General features: G+C 61.2%; 15 protein-coding genes and 2 pseudogenes. 3 read left to right on the top strand and 14 right to left on the bottom strand.

Annotated elements, in window-relative coordinates:
- The 5 genes and pseudogenes from VJ651_RS05590 to VJ651_RS05570 form a co-directional block, all read right to left on the bottom strand.
- Window positions 1-288, bottom strand: a pseudogene (locus VJ651_RS05590) (C4-dicarboxylate ABC transporter substrate-binding protein); the annotation flags it as partial.
- Between the two features lie 7 nt (window positions 289-295).
- Window positions 296-1,588 (bottom strand): TRAP transporter large permease subunit, encoded by a 1,293-nt coding sequence (locus tag VJ651_RS05585; protein WP_324106484.1) that lies wholly within the window; start codon window positions 1,586-1,588, stop codon window positions 296-298.
- Window positions 1,589-1,605: 17 nt separating this feature from the next.
- Window positions 1,606-2,118: a TRAP transporter small permease gene (locus VJ651_RS05580; protein WP_324106483.1), complete on the bottom strand. Its 513-nt coding sequence runs from the start codon at window positions 2,116-2,118 to the stop codon at window positions 1,606-1,608.
- Between the two features lie 58 nt (window positions 2,119-2,176).
- Window positions 2,177-3,151 carry a TRAP transporter substrate-binding protein gene (locus VJ651_RS05575; protein WP_324106482.1) on the bottom strand — a complete coding sequence of 325 codons (975 nt, stop codon included), beginning with the start codon at window positions 3,149-3,151 and terminating at the stop codon, window positions 2,177-2,179.
- A gap of 56 nt (window positions 3,152-3,207) precedes the next feature.
- Window positions 3,208-4,215 (bottom strand): TRAP transporter substrate-binding protein, encoded by a 1,008-nt coding sequence (locus VJ651_RS05570; RefSeq protein ID WP_324106481.1) that lies wholly within the window; start codon window positions 4,213-4,215, stop codon window positions 3,208-3,210.
- 172 nt (window positions 4,216-4,387) lie between these two features.
- Here VJ651_RS05570 and VJ651_RS05565 point away from each other — a divergent pair, with 172 nt between their 5' ends.
- Both VJ651_RS05565 and VJ651_RS05560 read left to right on the top strand, forming a co-directional pair.
- Entirely contained in the window at window positions 4,388-4,570 is a 183-nt protein-coding gene (locus VJ651_RS05565; protein WP_324106480.1) for a hypothetical protein, read from the top strand.
- A 12-nt stretch (window positions 4,571-4,582) separates the two neighbouring features.
- On the top strand, window positions 4,583-8,269 hold the full coding sequence (locus tag VJ651_RS05560) for a hydantoinase B/oxoprolinase family protein (protein WP_324106479.1): 3,687 nt from the start codon (window positions 4,583-4,585) through the stop codon (window positions 8,267-8,269).
- A 234-nt stretch (window positions 8,270-8,503) separates the two neighbouring features.
- Here VJ651_RS05560 and VJ651_RS05555 read toward each other — a convergent pair whose 3' ends face one another.
- The 3 genes and pseudogenes from VJ651_RS05555 to VJ651_RS05545 form a co-directional block, all read right to left on the bottom strand.
- Window positions 8,504-9,331 carry a hypothetical protein gene (locus VJ651_RS05555; protein WP_324106478.1) on the bottom strand — a complete coding sequence of 276 codons (828 nt, stop codon included), beginning with the start codon at window positions 9,329-9,331 and terminating at the stop codon, window positions 8,504-8,506.
- A 368-nt stretch (window positions 9,332-9,699) separates the two neighbouring features.
- A complete protein-coding gene (locus tag VJ651_RS05550; protein WP_324106477.1) occupies window positions 9,700-10,002 on the bottom strand; it encodes an alpha/beta hydrolase in 303 nt (100 codons plus the stop codon).
- Between the two features lie 42 nt (window positions 10,003-10,044).
- A pseudogene (locus VJ651_RS05545) lies at window positions 10,045-10,542 on the bottom strand (DUF6622 family protein); the annotation flags it as partial.
- 497 nt (window positions 10,543-11,039) lie between these two features.
- Between VJ651_RS05545 and VJ651_RS05540 the strand changes: the two are divergent.
- The gene (locus VJ651_RS05540; protein ID WP_324106475.1) at window positions 11,040-11,291 is read left to right on the top strand and encodes a hypothetical protein; all 252 of its coding nucleotides are present in this window, start codon (window positions 11,040-11,042) and stop codon (window positions 11,289-11,291) included.
- Here VJ651_RS05540 and VJ651_RS05535 read toward each other — a convergent pair.
- The 6 genes from VJ651_RS05535 to VJ651_RS05510 form a co-directional block, all read right to left on the bottom strand.
- Window positions 11,252-12,283 (bottom strand): C45 family peptidase, encoded by a 1,032-nt coding sequence (locus VJ651_RS05535; RefSeq protein ID WP_324106474.1) that lies wholly within the window; start codon window positions 12,281-12,283, stop codon window positions 11,252-11,254. The two genes, VJ651_RS05540 and VJ651_RS05535, sit on opposite strands and share 40 nt — an antisense overlap.
- 81 nt (window positions 12,284-12,364) lie before the next feature.
- Complete coding sequence (gene rnk, locus VJ651_RS05530; RefSeq protein ID WP_324106473.1) at window positions 12,365-12,787, bottom strand: nucleoside diphosphate kinase regulator; 423 nt, start codon at window positions 12,785-12,787, stop codon at window positions 12,365-12,367.
- Between the two features lie 47 nt (window positions 12,788-12,834).
- Entirely contained in the window at window positions 12,835-13,653 is an 819-nt protein-coding gene (locus VJ651_RS05525; RefSeq protein ID WP_324106472.1) for a uroporphyrinogen-III synthase, read from the bottom strand.
- A gap of 143 nt (window positions 13,654-13,796) precedes the next feature.
- Window positions 13,797-14,327 carry a nucleotide exchange factor GrpE gene (gene grpE / locus VJ651_RS05520; protein ID WP_324106471.1) on the bottom strand — a complete coding sequence of 177 codons (531 nt, stop codon included), beginning with the start codon at window positions 14,325-14,327 and terminating at the stop codon, window positions 13,797-13,799.
- A 45-nt stretch (window positions 14,328-14,372) separates the two neighbouring features.
- Entirely contained in the window at window positions 14,373-14,852 is a 480-nt protein-coding gene (locus VJ651_RS05515) for a GreA/GreB family elongation factor (RefSeq protein WP_324106470.1), read from the bottom strand.
- A gap of 550 nt (window positions 14,853-15,402) precedes the next feature.
- Window positions 15,403-19,017: a hydantoinase B/oxoprolinase family protein gene (locus VJ651_RS05510; RefSeq protein ID WP_324106469.1), complete on the bottom strand. Its 3,615-nt coding sequence runs from the start codon at window positions 19,015-19,017 to the stop codon at window positions 15,403-15,405.
- Between the last annotated feature and the right edge of the window lie 72 nt (window positions 19,018-19,089).

The raw sequence follows: 19,089 nt of genomic DNA, 5'->3' as shown, positions 1-19,089 counted from the left end.
GGGCATCTCGCCGACCAGGCCGGACATGATGGTTTCGCCGGCTTCGACCGTGCCGGCCTCGACCGCCGCGCGCATGTCCTTGAGCTTGACCAGCGTGTTGTTGGGGTGGACCTCGATGCGCAGCTCGCCCTGCGTCGAGCCGGCCACGTCGCGTGCCATCGCGAGCAGGTTGACGGTGTGGAACGACTCGGCGCGGTAGCCGGTGGCGAGCCGCCATGGGGCCGCCGCCGCGCTCTCGCGGGCCAGGCCCGACGCCAACAACAACGCGCTGAATTGCCTGCGGTCCATGCTGGCCTCACATGTGTGACGGCAGCCAGACCACCAATGCGGGAACGAAGTAGACGAGCATCACCGCCGCCACCATCACCATGAACAGCGGCAACGCGGTGCGCGAGATCCAGGTCAGGTCGCGTTTGGTGAGGCCTTGCAGCACGAACAGGTTGAAGCCCACCGGCGGCGTGATCTGCGCCATCTCGACCACCAGCACGATGAAGATGCCGAACCAGATCAGGTCGATGCCCGCTTTCTGCACGGTCGGCAGCAGCACCGAGATGGTCAGCACCACGATAGAAATGCCGTCGAGGAAGCAGCCCAGCACGACGAACAGCACCATCAATACCAGGATCAGCATGAAGGGCGACAGATTGAGCGTGCCGACGAATTCCGCCAGGTGGCGCGGCAAGCCGATGAAGCCCATCGACAAGGTGAGGAAGGCGGCACCGGCCAGGATCAGGCCGATCATGCAATAGACCCGGGTGGCGCCGATCAGACCGTCGACGAAGGCGGCCCAGGTCAGTGAGCCTTCCACGCGCGCCAGGATCAGTGCACCGGCCACGCCGAACGCCGCCGCTTCGGTCGCGGTGGCCACGCCCGAATAAATCGAACCCAGCACCGCGACGATCAGGGTCACGACCGGGATCAGATGGCGCGACGCATAGATCTTCTCGGCGAAGCTGGTTGACGCGCCGGCGGCCGGGATGGCGTCCGGATGTCGCAAGGCCCACAACATCACATAGCCCATGAACAGCACCGCCAGCAACAGGCCCGGCAACACCCCGGCGATGAACAGGTCGGCAATCGACACATTGGCCGCCACGCCGTAGACGATCATGATGATGGACGGCGGAATCAGCAGCCCGAGCGTGCCGGCTCCGGCCAGCGTGCCGAGCGTGATGTCTTCCGGATAGCCGCGTTTCTTCAGTTCCGGCAATGCGATCTTGCCGATGGTCGCGCAGGTCGCGGCGGACGAGCCGGACACCGCGGCGAAGATGGTGCAGCCGATGATATTCACATGTAGCAGGCGCCCGGGCAGGCGCTCCAGCCACGGCGCAAGGCCCTTGAACATGTCTTCGGACAGCTTGCTGCGGAACAGGATTTCGCCCATCCACAGGAACAAGGGCAGCGCAGTCAGTGTCCAGCTCGAGGTCGAGCCCCAGATGGTCAGCGCCATGCTGTCGCCGGCGGGACGGCTGGTGAGCAGTTCCATCCCGAAGACGGCGACGCCTAGCAGCGACAGCCCGATCCACAGGCCGGAGCCTAGGACCGCCAGCATGACGCCGATCAGCAGTACGGCAATGAAGATTTCCATGGTGTTCTCCGTTCGGGTTATTCGGTGCGGGCCATCTCGGCGCCCGGCATCAGGATGCGTTCCTGGTCCAGCAGCTTGAGCGCCAGGTCTTCGATGAAGGCGAGTGCCAGTCCGACACTGCCGAGCGCCATCGCGATCTGCGGAATCCACAGCGGCGTGGCATCGCTGCCGGGCGATACGTCGTGCGTGACATACGAGAGCCACATCAGGCGCAGCGAGAAGTAGGCCAGATACAGGGCCAGGCCGGATGCGGCAACCAGGCACCAGTAGTCAGCGAGCTTGCGTGCATTGCCTTCGAGCTTGTTGAGGATCAGTGTCACGCGGATATGGTCGCCGTTGCGCAGCGTCGCCGGCATCGCGAGAAACAGTGCGGCGGCGATCGAGTAGCCGGCATAGGCATCCAGCCCCGGCACATCAAAATTGAACTGCCGCCCGGCCACGCCGAGCAGGATCACGGCCAGCGTCGCGATCATGAAGAGGGCCGCAAGATACAGCAGCGACCGATAGAAACCGTCGAGTAGACGCGTCATGTTTGTCTCCTTGAATAATGGCGGGCCGTGGCGTCAGCACCCGGCCCTGGACCTGCGCTTATTTCTGCTTGTAGGTATCGATGACCTGGCGCGCTTCGGCGCTGGCCGACTTCATCCATTCGGCACTCATGGTTGCGCCTATGGTTTGCAGTTCCGCCTTGAACTGCGCATTCGGGCTTGCGACTTTCATGCCGTTGGCGGCGAGCTGCTTCGCGTACTCCTGGTCTTTTTCCTCGCTGATCTTCCATGCGCGCGCCTCGGCAGCCAGCGCCGCTCTCAGCACCGCTTCCTGCGACGCCTTGTCGAGCGCGTCGAAGGATTTCTGGCTGACGATCACGGCATTTTTCGGCACCCAGGCATTGATGTCGTAGAAGTATTTGGTCTGCTCGTACAGCTTGTTCTCGATGCCGCTGGCGGTCGAGGTCAGGAAGTTGTCGACCGCGCCGGTGGCCAGCGCCTGGCCCAGTTCGGACAACTGGATGGTGGTCGGCTGCGCCTTCGCCAGTTGCGCGATGCGATTGGTGGCCGGGTTGTAGGCGCGCATCTTGGTGCTGCGCAGATCGGCCAGCGAATTGACCGGCTTGATCGAGAACAGTCCCTGCGGCGGCCAGGGCGAGACGAAGAGCAGCTTCATGCCTTGCGCGGCGAGCAGTTTTTCGGTGGCCGGGCGCGCGGCGCTTGCCAGCTTCTTCGCTTCCGCATAGCTGGTGGCGAGGAAGGGAATCGAGTCCACGCCGTACAGCGGGTTTTCATTGGCCGCACCGGACAGCAGGATCTCGCCGATCTGCGCCTGGCCGGTCTGCACCGCGCGCTTGATTTCATTGGCCTTGTACAGCGATCCGTTGGAATGGATCGTCATCTTGAGCTTGCCGCCGGTGGCCTTGTCGATCTCGTTGGCGAACTGCTGGATGTTCTCGGTATGGAAGCTGCTCGGCGGATAGGCGGTCGGGAAGTCCCATTTGTTCTCGGCAGTTGCCGCGTGCGATGCGGCCGCTAGTGCGGCGATGACGAGAAATTGGCGTAGCGGTTTCATGAAAGTCTCCTTGAAATTGGAATGAAGCTTGTTGCGAATATGTGCCTGATGGAGGGTCACCGTGCGGAGCGCTCGGTGGTGTACTTCAGCAGCACGCTCAATTCATCGTTGCCGGCTTTTTTCAGCCACTCGCGTGCGAGCGATTCGCCGAGCCGGTCGAGATAACTTCTGATGATGAAATCGATGGTCGAGACGCTGACCTTGTTGGCGGCGAGCTGGCTCTCCGCGCTCTGATTGCTTTCCTGGCTGAGGCGCCAGCCGCGCTCTTCGGCCGCACGCGCGGCCTCGATCAGCTTGTCGCGCGTGCCTGTGTCGAGACCGTCGTACAGCTTGCGGTCGATGAAGACCATGTTCTTGGGAATCCAGGCGCTGACCTTGTAGTAGTGCTTGAGCGAGGTCCATGCCCTGGTGTCGACCCCGGTGCTGCTGGAGGTGAGCATCAGGTCCAGCTTCTCTTCCGCGATCGCCTTTTCCAGGTCGACCGCCTGGATGGTCACCGACCTGGCGCCGATCAGTTCCGCGATGCGTTCGGTGGTCGGGCCGTAACTGCGCATGCTCAGCCCCTTGAAGTCCTTCATCGTGCCGATTTCGCGCCGCGCATACAGGTTCTGCGGCGGCCAGGGCACGGCGTACAAGAGTTGCAGGCCTTGCTCATGCAGCAGCTTTTCCATGGCAGGGCGCGATGCCGCCCACAGTCGGCGCGCATCCTCATAGCCGGACACGATGAAGGGCAGGGCATCGATGCCGAACAGGACATGTTCCTTCGACAGGCTGGACATGATCACTTCACCGGCGCCGGCTTTCCCCGCGCGCACGCCGGCATAGATGTCGGTCGGCTTCAGCAGGCTGCCGCCGGCGTGGATAGTGAAATCGACTTGTCCGTTGGTCAGCTTTCTTGCGTCATCGGCGAATTGCTGCAGGTTGCGCGTGTGGAAGTTGTCTGCGCCATAAGCCGTGGCCAGCTCGACGTGCACCGCACCGGCTTGCGCCAGTCCCATCGGCATTGCCAGAGTGAAAAAGAACGCTTTTCCCAGCCGGCACATCACCCTTTGTATCGTTTTCATGCCTGTCTCCTTTGATGTGTTCCTGCTCTTTTTTCTTGAATCTTAGTATTTGAATCTGTAATATGTCAACAAATTATAAATAAAACGTCGATGAAAAGAAGATGTGTCATCGATAAATTAAATTAATCAAGGAGTCGCCGGTCCATCGGCGGCGCACAAGGAGACAGAAGAAATGGCAAAAGACCAGGCCTGCCGCAGCAGGCTCCATTCGGTCGGCAATCCGGCGCGGAGCGCTTTCAGCGGTCGCCGGCCGCCCGCAATCCATGCAATGCAGACCACCCTGAAGGAACTCGCGCCATTGCGCGAGCTGTCCGGACTCAATGTTCATGCCGCGCGCGCGGCCTCTTCCTTTTAGAAAGGCGACACCATGCATCAAGCACAGACAGGACATACGGAACAGGACAAACGCTGGCAGTTCTGGATCGACCGCGGCGGCACCTTTACCGACATCGTTGCCCGCCGGCCGGACGGCACGCTGATCACGCATAAGCTGCTGTCGGAGAATCCGGAGCAGTACAAGGACGCGGCGGTGGCCGGCATCAAGCATCTGCTCGGCCTGCGGCCGGCCGAGCCCATTTCGCCGGAACTGGTCGAAGCGGTGAAGATGGGCACCACCGTCGCCACCAATGCGCTGCTGGAGCGCAAGGGCGATCCGACCGCGCTGCTGATCACCAGGGGTTTTCGCGATGCCTTGCGCATCGCCTACCAGAACCGGCCGCGCCTGTTCGACCGCCACATCGTGCTGCCCGAACTGCTCTACCAGGAAGTGGTCGAGATCGACGAGCGCATCGGCGCGCATGGCGAAGTCCTCGCGTCGCTCGATCCGCTCCAGGTCCGGCGCGAACTGAGCGCGCTGTACGCCAGGGGATTTCGCGCGGTCGCCATCGTGCTCATGCACGGCTATCGCTTCACCCTGCATGAAGAGGCGATCGAGCGCATCGCCGGCGAGATCGGCTTCACCCAGATCTCGGTGTCGCACAAGGTCAGCCCGCTGATGAAACTGGTGTCGCGCGGCGACACCACCGTGGTCGATGCCTACCTGTCGCCCATCCTGCGTCGCTATGTCGATCAGGTCGCGTGCCAGATGGAGGGCGTGCGCCTCTTGTTCATGCAGAGCAACGGCGGATTGACCGACGCCCATCGCTTCCAGGGCAAGGACTCGATCCTCTCCGGTCCCGCCGGCGGCATCGTCGGCATGGCGCGTACCGCGAAGACGGCGGGCTTCGAGAAAATCATCGGTTTCGACATGGGCGGCACCTCCACCGACGTGTCGCACTACGCCGGCGAGTTCGAGCGCGAATTCGAGACGCAGGTGGCCGGCGTGCGCATGCGCGCACCGATGATGAGCATCCACACCGTCGCGGCCGGCGGCGGCTCCATCCTGCATTTCGACGGCGCGCGCTACCGCGTCGGCCCCGACAGCGCCGGGGCCAATCCCGGTCCGGCCAGCTATCGCCGCGGCGGCAAGCTGGCGGTCACCGATTGCAATGTCATGCTCGGCAAGATCCAGCCGAAATATTTCCCGGCCGTGTTCGGCCCGAACGCCGATCAGACGCTGGATCGCGACGCGGTGGTGCGGAAATTCACCGAGATGGCGGATGAGATCTACCGCGCCACCGGCAAGCGCCGCACGCCGGAAGAAGTGGCCGAAGGCTTCATCGAAATCGCGGTCGGCAACATGGCGAATGCGATCAAATTCATTTCGGTGCAGCGCGGCCATGACGTGACCGACTACACCTTGACGACCTTCGGCGGCGCCGGTGGCCAGCACGCCTGCCTGGTGGCGGATGCGCTCGGCATGACGCGCGTGTTCGCACATCCGTTTGCCGGCGTGCTGTCGGCTTACGGCATGGGGCTGGCCGACCAGACCGCGATGCGCGAGCAGGCCATCGAAACAGTTCTGTCAGCATCGGCGCTTGCGAGCGTCGAAGCTGCATTGCAGCGCCTGGCCGGCGAGGGCCGCGACGACCTGATCGCGCAAGGCGTGGATGCGGCGCGCATCCGTACCGTCGAGCGCGCGCATCTGCGCTACGACGGGACGGATTCGGTGATCGTGGTGCAGTTCGATACGATGGAGCGCATGATCGAGCAGTTCGAGGCGGCGTACAAGAAGCGCTATTCCTTCCTCATGCCGGACAAGGCGCTGGTGATCGAGGCCGTCTCGGTGGAAGCCATCGGCCTTGCCGAAGAAGCGTCCGCGCATGCGGAAGAACTGGAACCGCGCTGCGGCGCATTGCGCCCGGCGGAAATCGTGCAACTGTTTTCCGGCGGCAAATGGCACGACACCGCGCTCTACCGGCGCGAAGACACCCGTCCCGGCGACATCATCCACGGTCCAGCCATCATCGCGGAAAAGAACGCGACCAATATCATCGAACCCGGCTGGCGCGCGGAAGTCACGCGCCTGAATCACCTGGTGTTCACTCGCGTCGAGGCACGCCAGCAGCGCAAGGCCATCGGCACCGACGCCGATCCGGTGATGCTGGAAGTGTTCAACAACCTGTTCATGTCGATCGCCGAGCAGATGGGCCTGCGGCTGCAGAACACCGCCTATTCGGTGAACATCAAGGAGCGTCTCGACTTCTCGTGCGCGCTGTTCGACGCCGACGGCAACCTGATCGCGAACGCGCCGCATATCCCGGTGCACCTCGGCTCCATGGGTGAGAGCATCAAGACCGTGATCCGCGAGAACGCAGGCAAGATGCAGCCGGGCGACGTCTTCATGCTGAACGATCCCTATCACGGCGGCACGCACCTGCCCGACGTCACCGTCATCACGCCCGCCTTCGACCGCAGCGGCACCAAGGTCCTGTTCTATGCCGCCTCGCGCGGCCACCATGCCGACATCGGGGGCATCACGCCGGGATCGATGCCGGCCGACAGCAAGGTGGTGGAAGAAGAGGGCGTGCTGATCAACAACTTCCAACTGGTCAGGGGCGGACGCTTCCTTGAAGAGGAAACAATCGCGCTGCTGTCGTCCGGCAAATACCCCGCGCGCAACATCCGGCAGAACCTCGCCGATCTGCAGGCGCAGATCGCCGCCAACCAGAAAGGCGTGGAAGAACTGCTGAAGATGGTCGACCACTTCGGCCTCGACGTGGTGCAGGCCTACATGCAGCACGTGCAGGACAACGCGGAAGAAGCGGTGCGCCGCGTGATCAGCGCCTTGAAGGACAGCAGCTACACCTACCGCCTCGACAATGGCGCGGTGATCCAGGTCGCCATCCGCGTCGATCGCGCCAAGCGCACCGCCGACATCGACTTCAGCGGCACCTCGCCGCAACTGCCGAACAACTTCAACGCGCCCAGCGCGATCAGCATGGCCGCCGTGCTGTACGTGTTCCGCACCCTGGTCGACGACGAAATCCCGCTCAACGCCGGCTGCCTGAAACCGCTGAACGTGATCATTCCCGAAGGCTCGATGCTCAATCCGCGCTACCCGGCGGCGGTCGTGTCCGGCAACGTCGAGACCTCAAGCTGCGTGACCAATGCGCTGTACGGCGCGCTGGGCGTGCTGGCCGGCGCACCCGGCACCATGAACAACTTCACCTTCGGCAATGAGGAGTACCAGTATTACGAAACCATCTCCGGCGGCTCCGGCGCGGGCGAAGGCTTCAAGGGCACGGACGTGGTGCAGACGCACATGACCAACTCGCGCCTGACCGATCCCGAAGTGCTTGAATGGCGTTATCCGGTACGGCTCGACAGCTATGAAATCCGCGAGGGATCGGGCGGTCGCGGCCGCTGGCAGGGCGGCAACGGCGGCGTGCGCAAGATACGCTTCCTGCAGAAGATGACGGCGTCGATCTTGTCGAACAATCGCGTTGTTGCGCCGTTTGGCGCGGCGGGCGGTGAAGACGGCAAGTGCGGGCGGAATTATGTGATTCGTGCCGATGGACGCGTGGAGGAGTTGGGTTTCGTGTCGAGCACGGAAATGCAGCCGGGGGATGTGTTTGTTATCGAGACGCCCGGCGGCGGGGGATACGGCGCGGTGGTCGATATGCTGACGGACGAAGGGAGGGAGGAAAAGTCGGACGCTGATGTCTTTGCATGACGCTGGGCGTTGATGGCTGCTGGAGCGACGGCACAATTCCCGTCGCTCCAGCTATCAGTCGACCAGCAGGAACGAAAAGGAAAGCGCTTATGCCTGATGATGTCTTGATCGACGCCAATCGCCCCTTGGCGGAAACAAATTTCGTCAGAAAACGATCATCCAACCAGATGAACCAACGAAACAGATGCCAACGCCAGCCTCAAATTCGGGCCGTCTATTTTCGCTGATCGCGACTTAGCCGGCCTTGCAGTCAGTAAGCGCCTGGAAACGGTGATCCAGTCCGAATGCGATTAACTTTGGATGGTGGGTGATGTACTCCCAGATTTCCTCACGGGTCTTGAGCGGGCCATGCCCGTAGATGCTGTCCAGCGATTTCAGGGTAACGACGATAAGCTGATTCTTGCAGTACTTGCGGATCACTTCCGATGAGTCGTAGCGCTCCTGCTGTAATTGACCGATGAGCCAAAGTACCGGCCGCCACCAGTCGTAGGCGAAGTCACAGTGTTTGATGACAGTTGCGGAGGACTCGCGCTGTGCAAGCATGGCAAAGAAATTGAGCATGTTGTCTAGCATGAGGCGATCGGCGCGGTCAGCATGAACGATGTCCTCTTCGCTTTTGTTCTTCTTCGCTTCGTCCAGTTCGCACAGGGTGGCGGTGCTGGCAACAGGGAACGGCAGCTGCTCAACGACAAACAGGCGGCTCGCCAGGAATTCGGCGTATTCGCGATTTTTGACTGCCGCCAGAAGTGTACGAAAAGAACAATCCTTGACGTGCTGGAAATCCAGGCTGGTAAAGGTCTGAAACAGTTCGAAAATGGAGCGTTCAATCTCCTCGCGCCGGGCGACTTTCGATTCCTCGACCTGAAACAACAGGGTGCTGACCACACCGCCAAAGGCTAGCGCTGTGAACAGGACATTGAGTCCGTTATATATCTTGTCAAATGGCTCGCTGAAAGTGGTGTCTGGCACGAGGCTCCTTGCGATGGGATAGGCCATTAGCCAGACAAGGACGATCATGAGCATGATGGCGAAATGCAGTTTTGGTGATTTTGATGCCCTCATCAGAAATTCCTTTTACGTTTGGTGCCTGTGAACAGGATGGACTTGCCTGGCGCTGGATAAATTGCGCACAAAGCCGCCATGATAATGCTGACAAGGAAGAATCTGCATCAATCATTGAATGACCTTGATGCTGTCCTTTCCGCGTCGCATTTTCGGATTCTGCTTGCAGGACACCTCTGTGAGTATCGGGAGAACTTGGCGGCCGTCCCGTTGTGGCCGCGCCGAGCCTGATCACCATATCCCGGCGGACATAGGCTGTGTTTCAGACGGCCACCGATGGGCTGCGAGCTGGTGCAGTCACCCCTTCGCCGCCGGACAGCCGTGCAGAATGCGGACGATCGGCCGAGGTGGCGAATGTGCTGTGCAATTCAGTACGCGGTAGCGGCTGGGCCCGGATTTTTGCCGGTCCTGCTTGACCAGATCAAAGTTCCGCGACAATCGCTGCGAAGCGCCTGGGGCTGGACCGCGATGCCGATGTGAGAGACGTCCGGCAATACCTTGACGCGCAATTTCTCTTGTGCCGGTTCCAGCAGCGGCGCGTACTGACCCACGACGAACATTTCGTCGGCGGCGCCGACCATTACCAGGATCGGTCGGGTAATGGCACGCACGTCGCCCAGGTAGTCGGCATGCGGCCGGAAACCCAGTTGCAGGCAGTAGGAATAAGTCATGGTTGCCTTGTCCGAGGCTTCAGGCGGCAGCGCGAAGGCGAATTACGGATACTGGCTGAGTTGCCACAGGCGCGCCGCACGGCCGACGAAGACGCCGCTCATTGCGCCGTACAGGGCAGCGATCAGAGTGACGAAACCTGCGTTCTCTGTCAGCGCCGACTGCATCGCGAGCATGGCGCTGACGATATATTTGACCAGGAAAATTCCGAGAATCAGAAGCAGTGGAATTATGCTGCCGGGCAGGTGGAAAAGGCCGGTGCCCGGATCGTATTTGGTCCGCACCGCTACGGGGTGCCGGCTCACCAGCCATGTGGCCGCGCCGGCGGCGACAGGCCATGCGAGCAATGCCGACGGCGTTACGCCGAAGCTCGATACCGTGCCCGCGATCGACAAACCGGCCATCACCGCCGGCAGTATCAGGGCGCGACGCAAGCCCATGGTTCGCGGACGGCTCTGGGTGACGCCGAGGATGACGAGGGCCAGGAGCAGGAACCAGACCCAGGCCGGGGTATTGGCGACGATGCGAAGCACCATGATGTGTTTATCCTTGGATAAGGCAGGAGGATCGCCACCTTATCCGACCTTGCGTCGGTTTTTGAAGGGAGATGTGACGAAACGGGTTTTTCGTGGAGCCAGATGCCAGGAGCGGTATCCATATCAGTGCGGGATTGGCCCAAACGCCACCTCTACACTGACATGAACGCTGCTCAAAGCGTAAAACCGTGAACGCCTACTGTCCGGCGTTTATCAAGTTCCAACTGTATCTGCTTTTGGCCCGGCTTCCGCCACCCGATGTCGGTCACCAGATATCCAATTTTCCCCCAACCCGGTCACCCACTCAGGCATGATGCCGGGTTGGGAAGGTCAAGTGCTGGAGGCTCCTACGTCACCCCGGTACCCACCACCTCCCGGCGTCTCAATCACAAATACATCCCCCGCCTGCATCTTCGTGCGCGCAGCGTGCGTCGGCTCCTCCGCGCTGCCGTCGCGCATGTGGGTCGGCGGGTGGTGAAGGCGGCAAGTGCGGGCGGAATCATGTGATCCGGGCCGCTGGCCGTGAAGAGGAATTAAACTTTGTGTCGAGTACCGAAGTGCGGCCGGGAGATGTGTTCGTCATCGAGACGCCTGGCGGCGGATATGTTGCGCCGGCCAGAGACGTGAAAACCGAGGCGCAGTTGGTGGCAATGCTCGAAGGGTCAACGAGACAGCGTGTACAAGCAGTGCCGCGCCCCACCGCGGCACTGCTTGCTCATTGCAGCCGCACGCGGTCTTCCACTTCGATCAGGTGATTCGTGACATCAGTGTCACATGGACGAAGCAGCGAGACGTGTATCTGCTCTTGCGTAATCTTGAAGAAAGCGGTCCCGGCATTCCCTTCGGCCGGGATCAAGACTTCCCTGCCGCCAGACCGATCGGATGGCCCGCTGGTGGATGAATCCAGGAGGGACAGAATGTCTTCCGGCATGGGGTGTGACGGCATCTGGTTGAACAGCATTCCCAGCTTCTTGTGCCGATCGACGGAGGCATGGCGTGGATGTGCGTGGCCCGCAGTGTCTGCTCTCAGCGGATGGTTAGTGTGCCAGTATTTATTCGCAATCGGCACAAGGGCGGAATCGAAGGGATCCGCTTCAATGCCGACCATCACGAATTCTCCGGCGGCGGCAAGGATGTGGTGACACGAGCCGACGCGCTCGATCTCCATGGCCAGCTCGATCGCATCTCCGAGCGAACTGGTATCGAGCACGGCGCGCGCGATGACGGCGCTCGGGATTCCGAAGCTGAATTCTCCGCCCTCGATATTGTCGACAATCTGAACAATTCCGGCGCGATTCGCGGCGCACCCAAAACCCGGAAGGCAGCCGGGCATGGACAGGGCCAGAAAACCGGGTTTTCCTTCCGGCCGGATGTCGAGGAGTTCGCTGGCGCTGGCGAGGTTGGGATGGTCGCACAAGTTTTGCGCAACCAGTCCGGCTCCCAATCGATTGATCGCGATCGAGCTGCTGGCGGTGATGGTCGCGGCAAGAAGGTCACATCGACAATTCCACAAGAACACGTCCGTGGGATCCATTCCCAGTCCTGCGCCCATGCCGCAAATTTCGTCCCAATATGCGGGAAAGGTTTTTTTCGTCCGGTCGATCAGCCTGCAAAGCACGCGGCCTCCGCGCCACTTTTGCAGGCGTTGCCAGTCCTCGCACTCGATCAGTCCGTTGATGGCATGCTTGCCCAATCGTCCAAGCGCTTCCCCGATTGCATAGGGGGTTCCTTCGATTATTCGAGTCATCGTGTGATCTCCTGCTTCACGCTGTGATGGAACAAGGGAATGGTTTGTCGCAGGCGATGCCTGTCATCAATTGCACCGCCATCAAAGGTCAAAATCGCCATAGGCTTCCGGTTGATAGAGGATAGTCAGCACCCGCATGCCAGTCCGACGGCCGCTACGTCCTCGCCAATAGATTTCCTGTCCGCGCGCAAGCCCAAGTACTGCGGCGCCGACCGGGGCAAGGACCGAAATATTGCCTGGATCGGTTGCGAGCCACGGATACGAAAGCGTAAATCCATATTCGGCCTGGCTATCGATCTCCAGCATCAGCACGCGAGAGTTCATCGTCACGACATCCGGCGGCATCGCCTCCGGCGCGAGGATACGGGCCAGTGCAAGTTTTTGATGAAGCAAAGTCGACGCATGTGATTGTTCCGGCTTTTCGGATGCCAGCAGCTTCCGAAGACGACGCTGATCGACCGCGGATATCACCACGGCACTTGAATGACTCAGCTCTTGTTGCATGGGGTCCTCCATGATTTGAATCGCGTTTGACGGCTCGCCGCCCCAGATTACTTGCGCTCAAGAAGAGACCGGAGGCAAGCCACAATGGCATCGTCTCCGGTTCCGCAAGTGATAATGCGGGCAAAGCCCAACGATCTGGCACTTGCCGCGATCCTGTGATGCGACACCAGCAGATGCTGTTCACGCGCATCCCTTGCTCCACGCAACCCATGAATCGTCTTCGCCATCTCCAGCAGCACGGCGACTGATTCGCCGCTCGTCATCACCCAGCAGTGACGCTGTTCGAGCAAGGCACTTAATCTCGCGATTCTTGTTGCGTCCATCTCCGGGGCAATTCTTCGATATGCCGCGATGCAGTCGACCCAGACCTGGTTCTTTGTCAGCGCCCTGGCGAGATAATCGCGGCCCGACTCCGCTCTGACGATGAGTACCCGTCGATGACGGAGCGTTGCGAGATCCAGGCGTGCAAAAAGCGACTTCGAGTCTTGTGACTGACCCGGCCATGGGCTGACGATCTTGATTCTGTCCTCGTCCAATCCGAATTGTGCGAGCCGCATGCGGGTGCCGTCGCCGACTACCGCGCACGCCACCCGATCCGGCCAGTGAGCAACGCGCGGAACAAATGCGTCAACCGCGTTCGTGCTGACGAAAACGACCATCGCGTAGTCATGCAGTCTGCTCGCTGCCGAATCGATTTCAAGTTCATCCGGAGCAGGGAGGATGTCAAGAAGCGGAAAGACTGTGGTCGCCAGTCCCATCGCGGCGATTCGATCGGATAGCGATTGCGCCTGCCCAATTGGCCGGGTGACCACGATTGACGCGGGCAGGAGCGTAGTGCTTGCCTGGCATTCCATTGCAGTGCTCATTCAATCGACTTGAATATCAGTGATGCCCGATGGCGGATTGCGTATTGCATCTTGATGCGTCGTCGAGAATCTTTCTCACCTTGCCCACAACAAGTTCCGCCAAGCTCGGCATCTGGTCCTTTTCTCAACGACAGGCGTTCCCGTTATTTTTCTCGGCGCAGCATCACCGCTGCCGGTCGAATGACGCGGCCATTGAGTTCATACCCCTTGCGTTCCGTCGAGGCAATCGTTTCTCTCTCGCCGATTTGGCTGTCGACCGAGGCAGGTCTGTGCCTTTCGGCATCGAATCTCTCGCCGGGCTGCGGACATATCTCGAGCAAGCCGTTCCGCTGGAATGCGTTGTCCAGCTGCTTGAGACTGAGAGCAAGGCCCGCCTTCAGGGCATTTGCATCCGATGTGTCGATCTTGAGGGCCGACTCGAGCGTGTCCTTGAATGGCAGCAACGCCTTCGCAAAGATTTCGATAGCGAACTTGTATGCATGGGCGAGATCCGATTCTGCGCGGTGTCGTGCATACTCGCTCTCGCCGAGTGCATTTCGTATTGCGCGCTGTAATTCCTCGGAACGCATTTCGATTTCCGCCAACCGGACCGCCATTCTCTGTCTGGCTACATCACGATCGCTATCTTGCGTTGTATCGGCCGTGTCCGGATTGCTGTTTGGCGTCGTGTTCATATCTCGCATCATTTTCTCTTCGAATGATTGATCCCGGGTGTCGCGTCAACCGCGCATGCCGCGTTTGCTCTGCATGCCGGACGAGCGAGTTTCCTGTCCTCCGGCAGGACGGGCATTCGGCTCGTTCGCTACGCTTAGCCGAGGTTCGATTGCGACGATTTCGACGCGCTGTTGCTTGTCAAACGGGAGACTGACTTCGACGATGCTGCCGACAGGGCGCCCGACCAGCGACATCGCGAGCGGAGCAAGAATCGAAATGCGTGCGAGCGCAGCGTTGTGGTCATGCGGACTGACGATATGGATGGAATGCAGTTCGCCCGAACCGACTACGCGATAGGTCACTGCCGTGTAGAGCGCGACGCAGTCATTCCGCCGCGCGTTCTCCGGAAGAAGGATTGATGTCGAAACGAGCTCGACGAGATCCTCGGCAAAATTCATTCTGGCGTCCTGCGTGCGCAGCATGTGCTCGGCCAGGGTGCTGAGGGTGCTGGCGTCGTCTTGTGACAAGAAACGTTGATTATTCATGGCAAAAAGATCCCTGCGGCCATTGCGCACGACGCATGGCCGACAATAGAAATGCACGATGCAAGACGCACCGATGGCGTCAATAAACCTTCAGGATTTCGTGTGGGGGCTCGGGAGTGCTGAGAAGGCCGGGTGGCTCTCTTAGGCGCTCACCGAGCCTAAGAGAGGAAGGCGGGAACTCGGACGGAGAGCGGCGTGCCGAGGGCGCGCGATGCGGAATATCCGCACAGCGAGGAATGAAGAGTGCGTGCGGAACCGAAGAGTGCAGGCATACACACACCTCCCTCGTTCAGGGATGAACAATTGCCATTCGAGAGAATGCAGAACTTGTTCATGTGTGCTTGCGTGTTTGGAGCAATTGAAGCTGAGTATATACACTTTGCTCCTGACGTCAAGCGGGGATGCCGCCCCGGCGGGGCGTTGATGAACGCATTGAAATAAGGGCGCCCATGAAAATGTTGTGCAATCGGCCAGCGTAGGATGTGCTGACGCCGGTGCCGACACGTTCATACGTTTCTGAAATGAAAGAGGCATGACTCATCGGCTGCCTTTAACTTGTGGATCGCCCTTGCGTTGCTCCATACCCCCCGCCGCCCGGCGTCTCAATCACAAACACATCGCCCGCCTGCATCTCGGTGCGCGCCACATGCGCCAGCTCCTCCACGCCGCCGTCGCGACGCACAACGATATTCCGCCCCGGTTCACCAGCTTTGCCGCCGGCCATGCCGAACGCGCCATGCAAGCGATTGTTCGACAAGATGGACGCGGTCATGTTTTCCAGGAAGCGCACCTTGCGCACGCCGCCATTGCCGCCTTGCCATTTACCCTTGCCGCCGGAACCATGGCGAATCTCGTAGCTCTCCAGCCGCACTGGGAAGCGCCATTCGAGCACTTCGGGATCGGTCAGGCGCGAGTTGGTCATGTTGGTCTGCACGACGTCGGTGCCGTCGAAGCCCTCGCCCGCACCGGAACCGCCGGAGATGGTTTCGTAGTACTGGTACTTGTCGTTGCCGAAGGTGAAGTTGTTCATCGTGCCTTGCGAGGCCGCCATCACGCCGAGCGCGCCGTACAGCGCGTTGGTGATGCAGGTCGAGGTTTCGACATTGCCGGACACGACGGAGGCGGGGTAATGCGGATTGAGCATCGAGCCTTCGGGAATGATGACGTGCAAGGGCTTCAGGCAGCCGGCGTTCAAGGGGATGTCGTCATCGACCAGGGTGCGAAACACGTACAGCACGGCCGCCATGCACACCGCGGACGGTGCGTTGAAGTTGTTCGGCAGTTGCGGTGAGGTGCCGGAGAAATCGATCTCGGCGGAGCGCTCGGCCTGGTTCACGCGGATCGCGACGCGGATCACTGCGCCGTTGTCGAGCACGTATTCATACGCGCCGTCTTTCAGTGCGGTGATGACGCGGCGCACCGCTTCTTCCGCGTTGTCCTGCACATGCTGCATGTAGGCGCGCACGACATCGAGTCCGAAGTGCGCGACCATCTTGCGCAGTTCTTCCGCGCCTTTTTGATTGGCTGCGATCTGCGCGCGGAAGTCGGCCAGGTTCTGTTCCGGATTGCGCGCGGGGTAGCGGGCGCCGCGCAGCAAGGCCAGCGTTTCCTGGTCGCGCAGGCGGCCGGCGTCGACCAGTTTGAAGTTGTCGATTAATACGCCTTCTTCTTCGACCACGGTGGAGTCCGGCGGCATCGATCCCGGCGTGGTGCCGCCGATGTCGGCGTGATGGCCGCGCGACCCGACGTAGAACAGCACTGTCGCATCGTTCTCGTCGAACACCGGCGTGATGACGGTAACATCCGGCAAGTGCGTGCCGCCATGATACGGGTCGTTCAGCATGAAGACGTCGCCCGGCCGCATCGAGTGCGCATTCTCGCGGATCACGGTCTTGATGCTTTCGCCCATGGAGCCGAGGTGAACCGGCATGTGCGGCGCATTCGCGATCAGGTTGCCGTCGGCATCAAAGATCGCACAGGAAAAATCGAGGCGCTCCTTGATGTTCACCGAATAGGCGGTGTTCTGCAGCCGCAGGCCCATCTGTTCGGCGATCGACATGAACAGGTTGTTGAACACTTCCAGCATCACCGGGTCGGCGTCGGTGCCGATCGCGCGCCGCTCTGGGCGCGCTTCCACGCGCGTCAGCACGAGATGGTAGAGCGGCGTGACCTGCGCCTGCCAGCCGGGCTCGACGACCGTGGTCGCATTCGCTTCCGCGATGATGGCGGGACCCTTGATGATGTCGCCGGGGCGCGTGTCTTCACGCTTGTAGAGCAGGGCATCGTGCCAGTGGCCGGCGGAATACAGGCACACCGTTTCCGCGGCGTGCAAGTCGCCGGCGCGTGGCGGCAGCGCAGGCGCGCTTTCCTGCGCCTCGGCTGACTTGCCGATGACCTCGACCGACACCGCTTCCACAATCAGCGCCTTGCCGGGCATGAGGAAGGAGAACTGTTTCTTGTAGGCGGCTTCGAATTGCGCGAGCATGCCGTCGACGCTGTCGAACAGGACGGTCAGCGCGGAGTCGGTGCCTTCATAGCGCAGATGCACGCGCCGTATGGTCTGGATGCGCTCTGGCGCGACGCCCTGCGACAGCAGGTCCTTGCGCGCTTCGTCGGCAAGTCGTTCGAGTCGGGTCTGCAGTGCCGGCACGGCATCCTGATTCAGCGCGGCTTCCACTGCCGATTCGCGCATCACGTTCTGATCGGCGAGTCCCATGCCGTAAGCCGACAGCACGCCGCCAAGCGGATGCGCGAAGACGGTCGTCATGCCGAGCGCATCCGCCACCAGGCAGGCGTGCTGGCCGCCGGCGCCGCCGAAAGTGGTGAGCACGTATTCGGTCACGTCATGCCCGCGCTGCACGGAAATCTGCTTGATCGCGTTGGCCATGTTGCCGACCGCAATTTCGATGAAGCCTTCGGCCACTTCCTCGATCGCCGGGATGCGCCCGGTGGCGCGCCCGATGTCCTGCGCCATGTCGCGGAATTTCCTTTCGGCGGCTTGCGCATCGAGCGGCTGGTTCGCTTGCGGGCCGAATACTGCCGGAAAATGCGCCGGTTGTATCTTGCCGAGAATGACGTTGCAATCAGTGACGGTCAGCGGACCGCCACGGCGATAGCTGGCCGGACCGGGATTGGCCCCGGCGCTGTCGGGGCCGACGCGGTAGCGCGCGCCGTCGAAATGCAGGATGGAGCCGCCGCCAGCGGCGACGGTGTGGATGCTCATCATCGGCGCGCGCATGCGCACGCCGGCCACCTGTGTTTCAAACGCACGCTCGAATTCGCCGGCGAAATGCGACACGTCGGTGGAGGTGCCGCCCATGTCGAAACCGATCACTTTGTCGAAGCCGGCCAACTGGCTGGTGCGCACCATGCCGACGATGCCGCCGGCGGGGCCGGAGAGGATGGAGTCCTTGCCGAAGAATCGGTGCGCGTCCGCCAGGCCGCCATTGCTCTGCATGAATTGCAGGTTCACGCCGGGCATGTCCTGCGCAACCTGATCGACATAGCGGCGCAGGATCGGCGACAGGTAGGCATCGACCACGGTGGTGTCGCCGCGCGACACCAGTTTCATCAGTGGACTGACCTTGTGCGATACCGAGATCTGGGTGAAACCGATGGCGCGCGCGATGTCCTCGACCATCGCCTCGTGCTGCGTATGGCGGTAGCCGTGCATAAACACGATCGCCACCGAGCGTATGCCCTTGTCGTAGGCCTGTTGCAGCGCGATGCGTGCGGCGTCCCGGTTGAGCGGCGTGACGACTTCGCCGTGCGCGCCGATGCGTTCGTCGATCTCGATTACTTCCTGGTACAGCAGTTCGGGCAGCACGATGTGGCGGTCGAACAGTCGCGGCCGGTTCTGGTAGGCGATGCGCAAGGCGTCGCGAAAGCCGCGGGTAATGGCGAGCACGGTCGGGTCGCCCTTGCGCTCCAGCAGCGCGTTGGTGGCGACGGTGGTGCCCATTTTGACGGCCTCGACCTGGTCGGCGCCGATCCGGGCATCCGCTGCGAGGCCGAGCACGCGGCGGATGCCAGCCACCGCTGCATCCTTGTACTGCTCCGGATTCTCCGACAGCAGCTTGTGCGTGATCAGCGCGCCGTCCGGCCGTCTGGCAACGATGTCGGTAAAGGTGCCGCCGCGGTCGATCCAGAATTGCCAACGTTGCATGTGCGCCCCCGAATTGGAATAAAAGCTACCCCACGAAAGATGTCGCTTGACATTATAGCGACAAGTTTACTA

The sequence above is a fragment of the Noviherbaspirillum sp. genome, assembly GCF_035254865.1.
Lineage (GTDB): Bacteria > Pseudomonadota > Gammaproteobacteria > Burkholderiales > Burkholderiaceae_D > Noviherbaspirillum.
The sequence above is the reverse complement of the archived record's forward strand: the minus strand, read 5'-3'. Positions and strand labels throughout refer to the sequence as shown.

What these genes read in the sequence shown, in the direction of transcription:
- VJ651_RS05575 (WP_324106482.1), bottom strand. Translation starts at nt 3,151, where the DNA reads ATGAAACCGCTACGCCAATTTCTCGTCATCGCCGCACTAGCGGCCGCA.
- VJ651_RS05580 (WP_324106483.1), bottom strand. Translation starts at nt 2,118, where the DNA reads ATGACGCGTCTACTCGACGGTTTCTATCGGTCGCTGCTGTATCTTGCG.
- VJ651_RS05535 (WP_324106474.1), bottom strand. Translation starts at nt 12,283, where the DNA reads ATGACTCGAATAATCGAAGGAACCCCCTATGCAATCGGGGAAGCGCTT.
- VJ651_RS05555 (WP_324106478.1), bottom strand. Translation starts at nt 9,331, where the DNA reads ATGAGGGCATCAAAATCACCAAAACTGCATTTCGCCATCATGCTCATG.
- VJ651_RS05515 (WP_324106470.1), bottom strand. Translation starts at nt 14,852, where the DNA reads ATGAATAATCAACGTTTCTTGTCACAAGACGACGCCAGCACCCTCAGC.
- VJ651_RS05585 (WP_324106484.1), bottom strand. Translation starts at nt 1,588, where the DNA reads ATGGAAATCTTCATTGCCGTACTGCTGATCGGCGTCATGCTGGCGGTC.
- VJ651_RS05565 (WP_324106480.1), top strand. Translation starts at nt 4,388, where the DNA reads ATGGCAAAAGACCAGGCCTGCCGCAGCAGGCTCCATTCGGTCGGCAAT.
- rnk (WP_324106473.1), bottom strand. Translation starts at nt 12,787, where the DNA reads ATGCAACAAGAGCTGAGTCATTCAAGTGCCGTGGTGATATCCGCGGTC.
- VJ651_RS05570 (WP_324106481.1), bottom strand. Translation starts at nt 4,215, where the DNA reads ATGAAAACGATACAAAGGGTGATGTGCCGGCTGGGAAAAGCGTTCTTT.
- VJ651_RS05550 (WP_324106477.1), bottom strand. Translation starts at nt 10,002, where the DNA reads ATGACTTATTCCTACTGCCTGCAACTGGGTTTCCGGCCGCATGCCGAC.
- VJ651_RS05560 (WP_324106479.1), top strand. Translation starts at nt 4,583, where the DNA reads ATGCATCAAGCACAGACAGGACATACGGAACAGGACAAACGCTGGCAG.
- grpE (WP_324106471.1), bottom strand. Translation starts at nt 14,327, where the DNA reads ATGAACACGACGCCAAACAGCAATCCGGACACGGCCGATACAACGCAA.
- VJ651_RS05525 (WP_324106472.1), bottom strand. Translation starts at nt 13,653, where the DNA reads ATGAGCACTGCAATGGAATGCCAGGCAAGCACTACGCTCCTGCCCGCG.
- VJ651_RS05510 (WP_324106469.1), bottom strand. Translation starts at nt 19,017, where the DNA reads ATGCAACGTTGGCAATTCTGGATCGACCGCGGCGGCACCTTTACCGAC.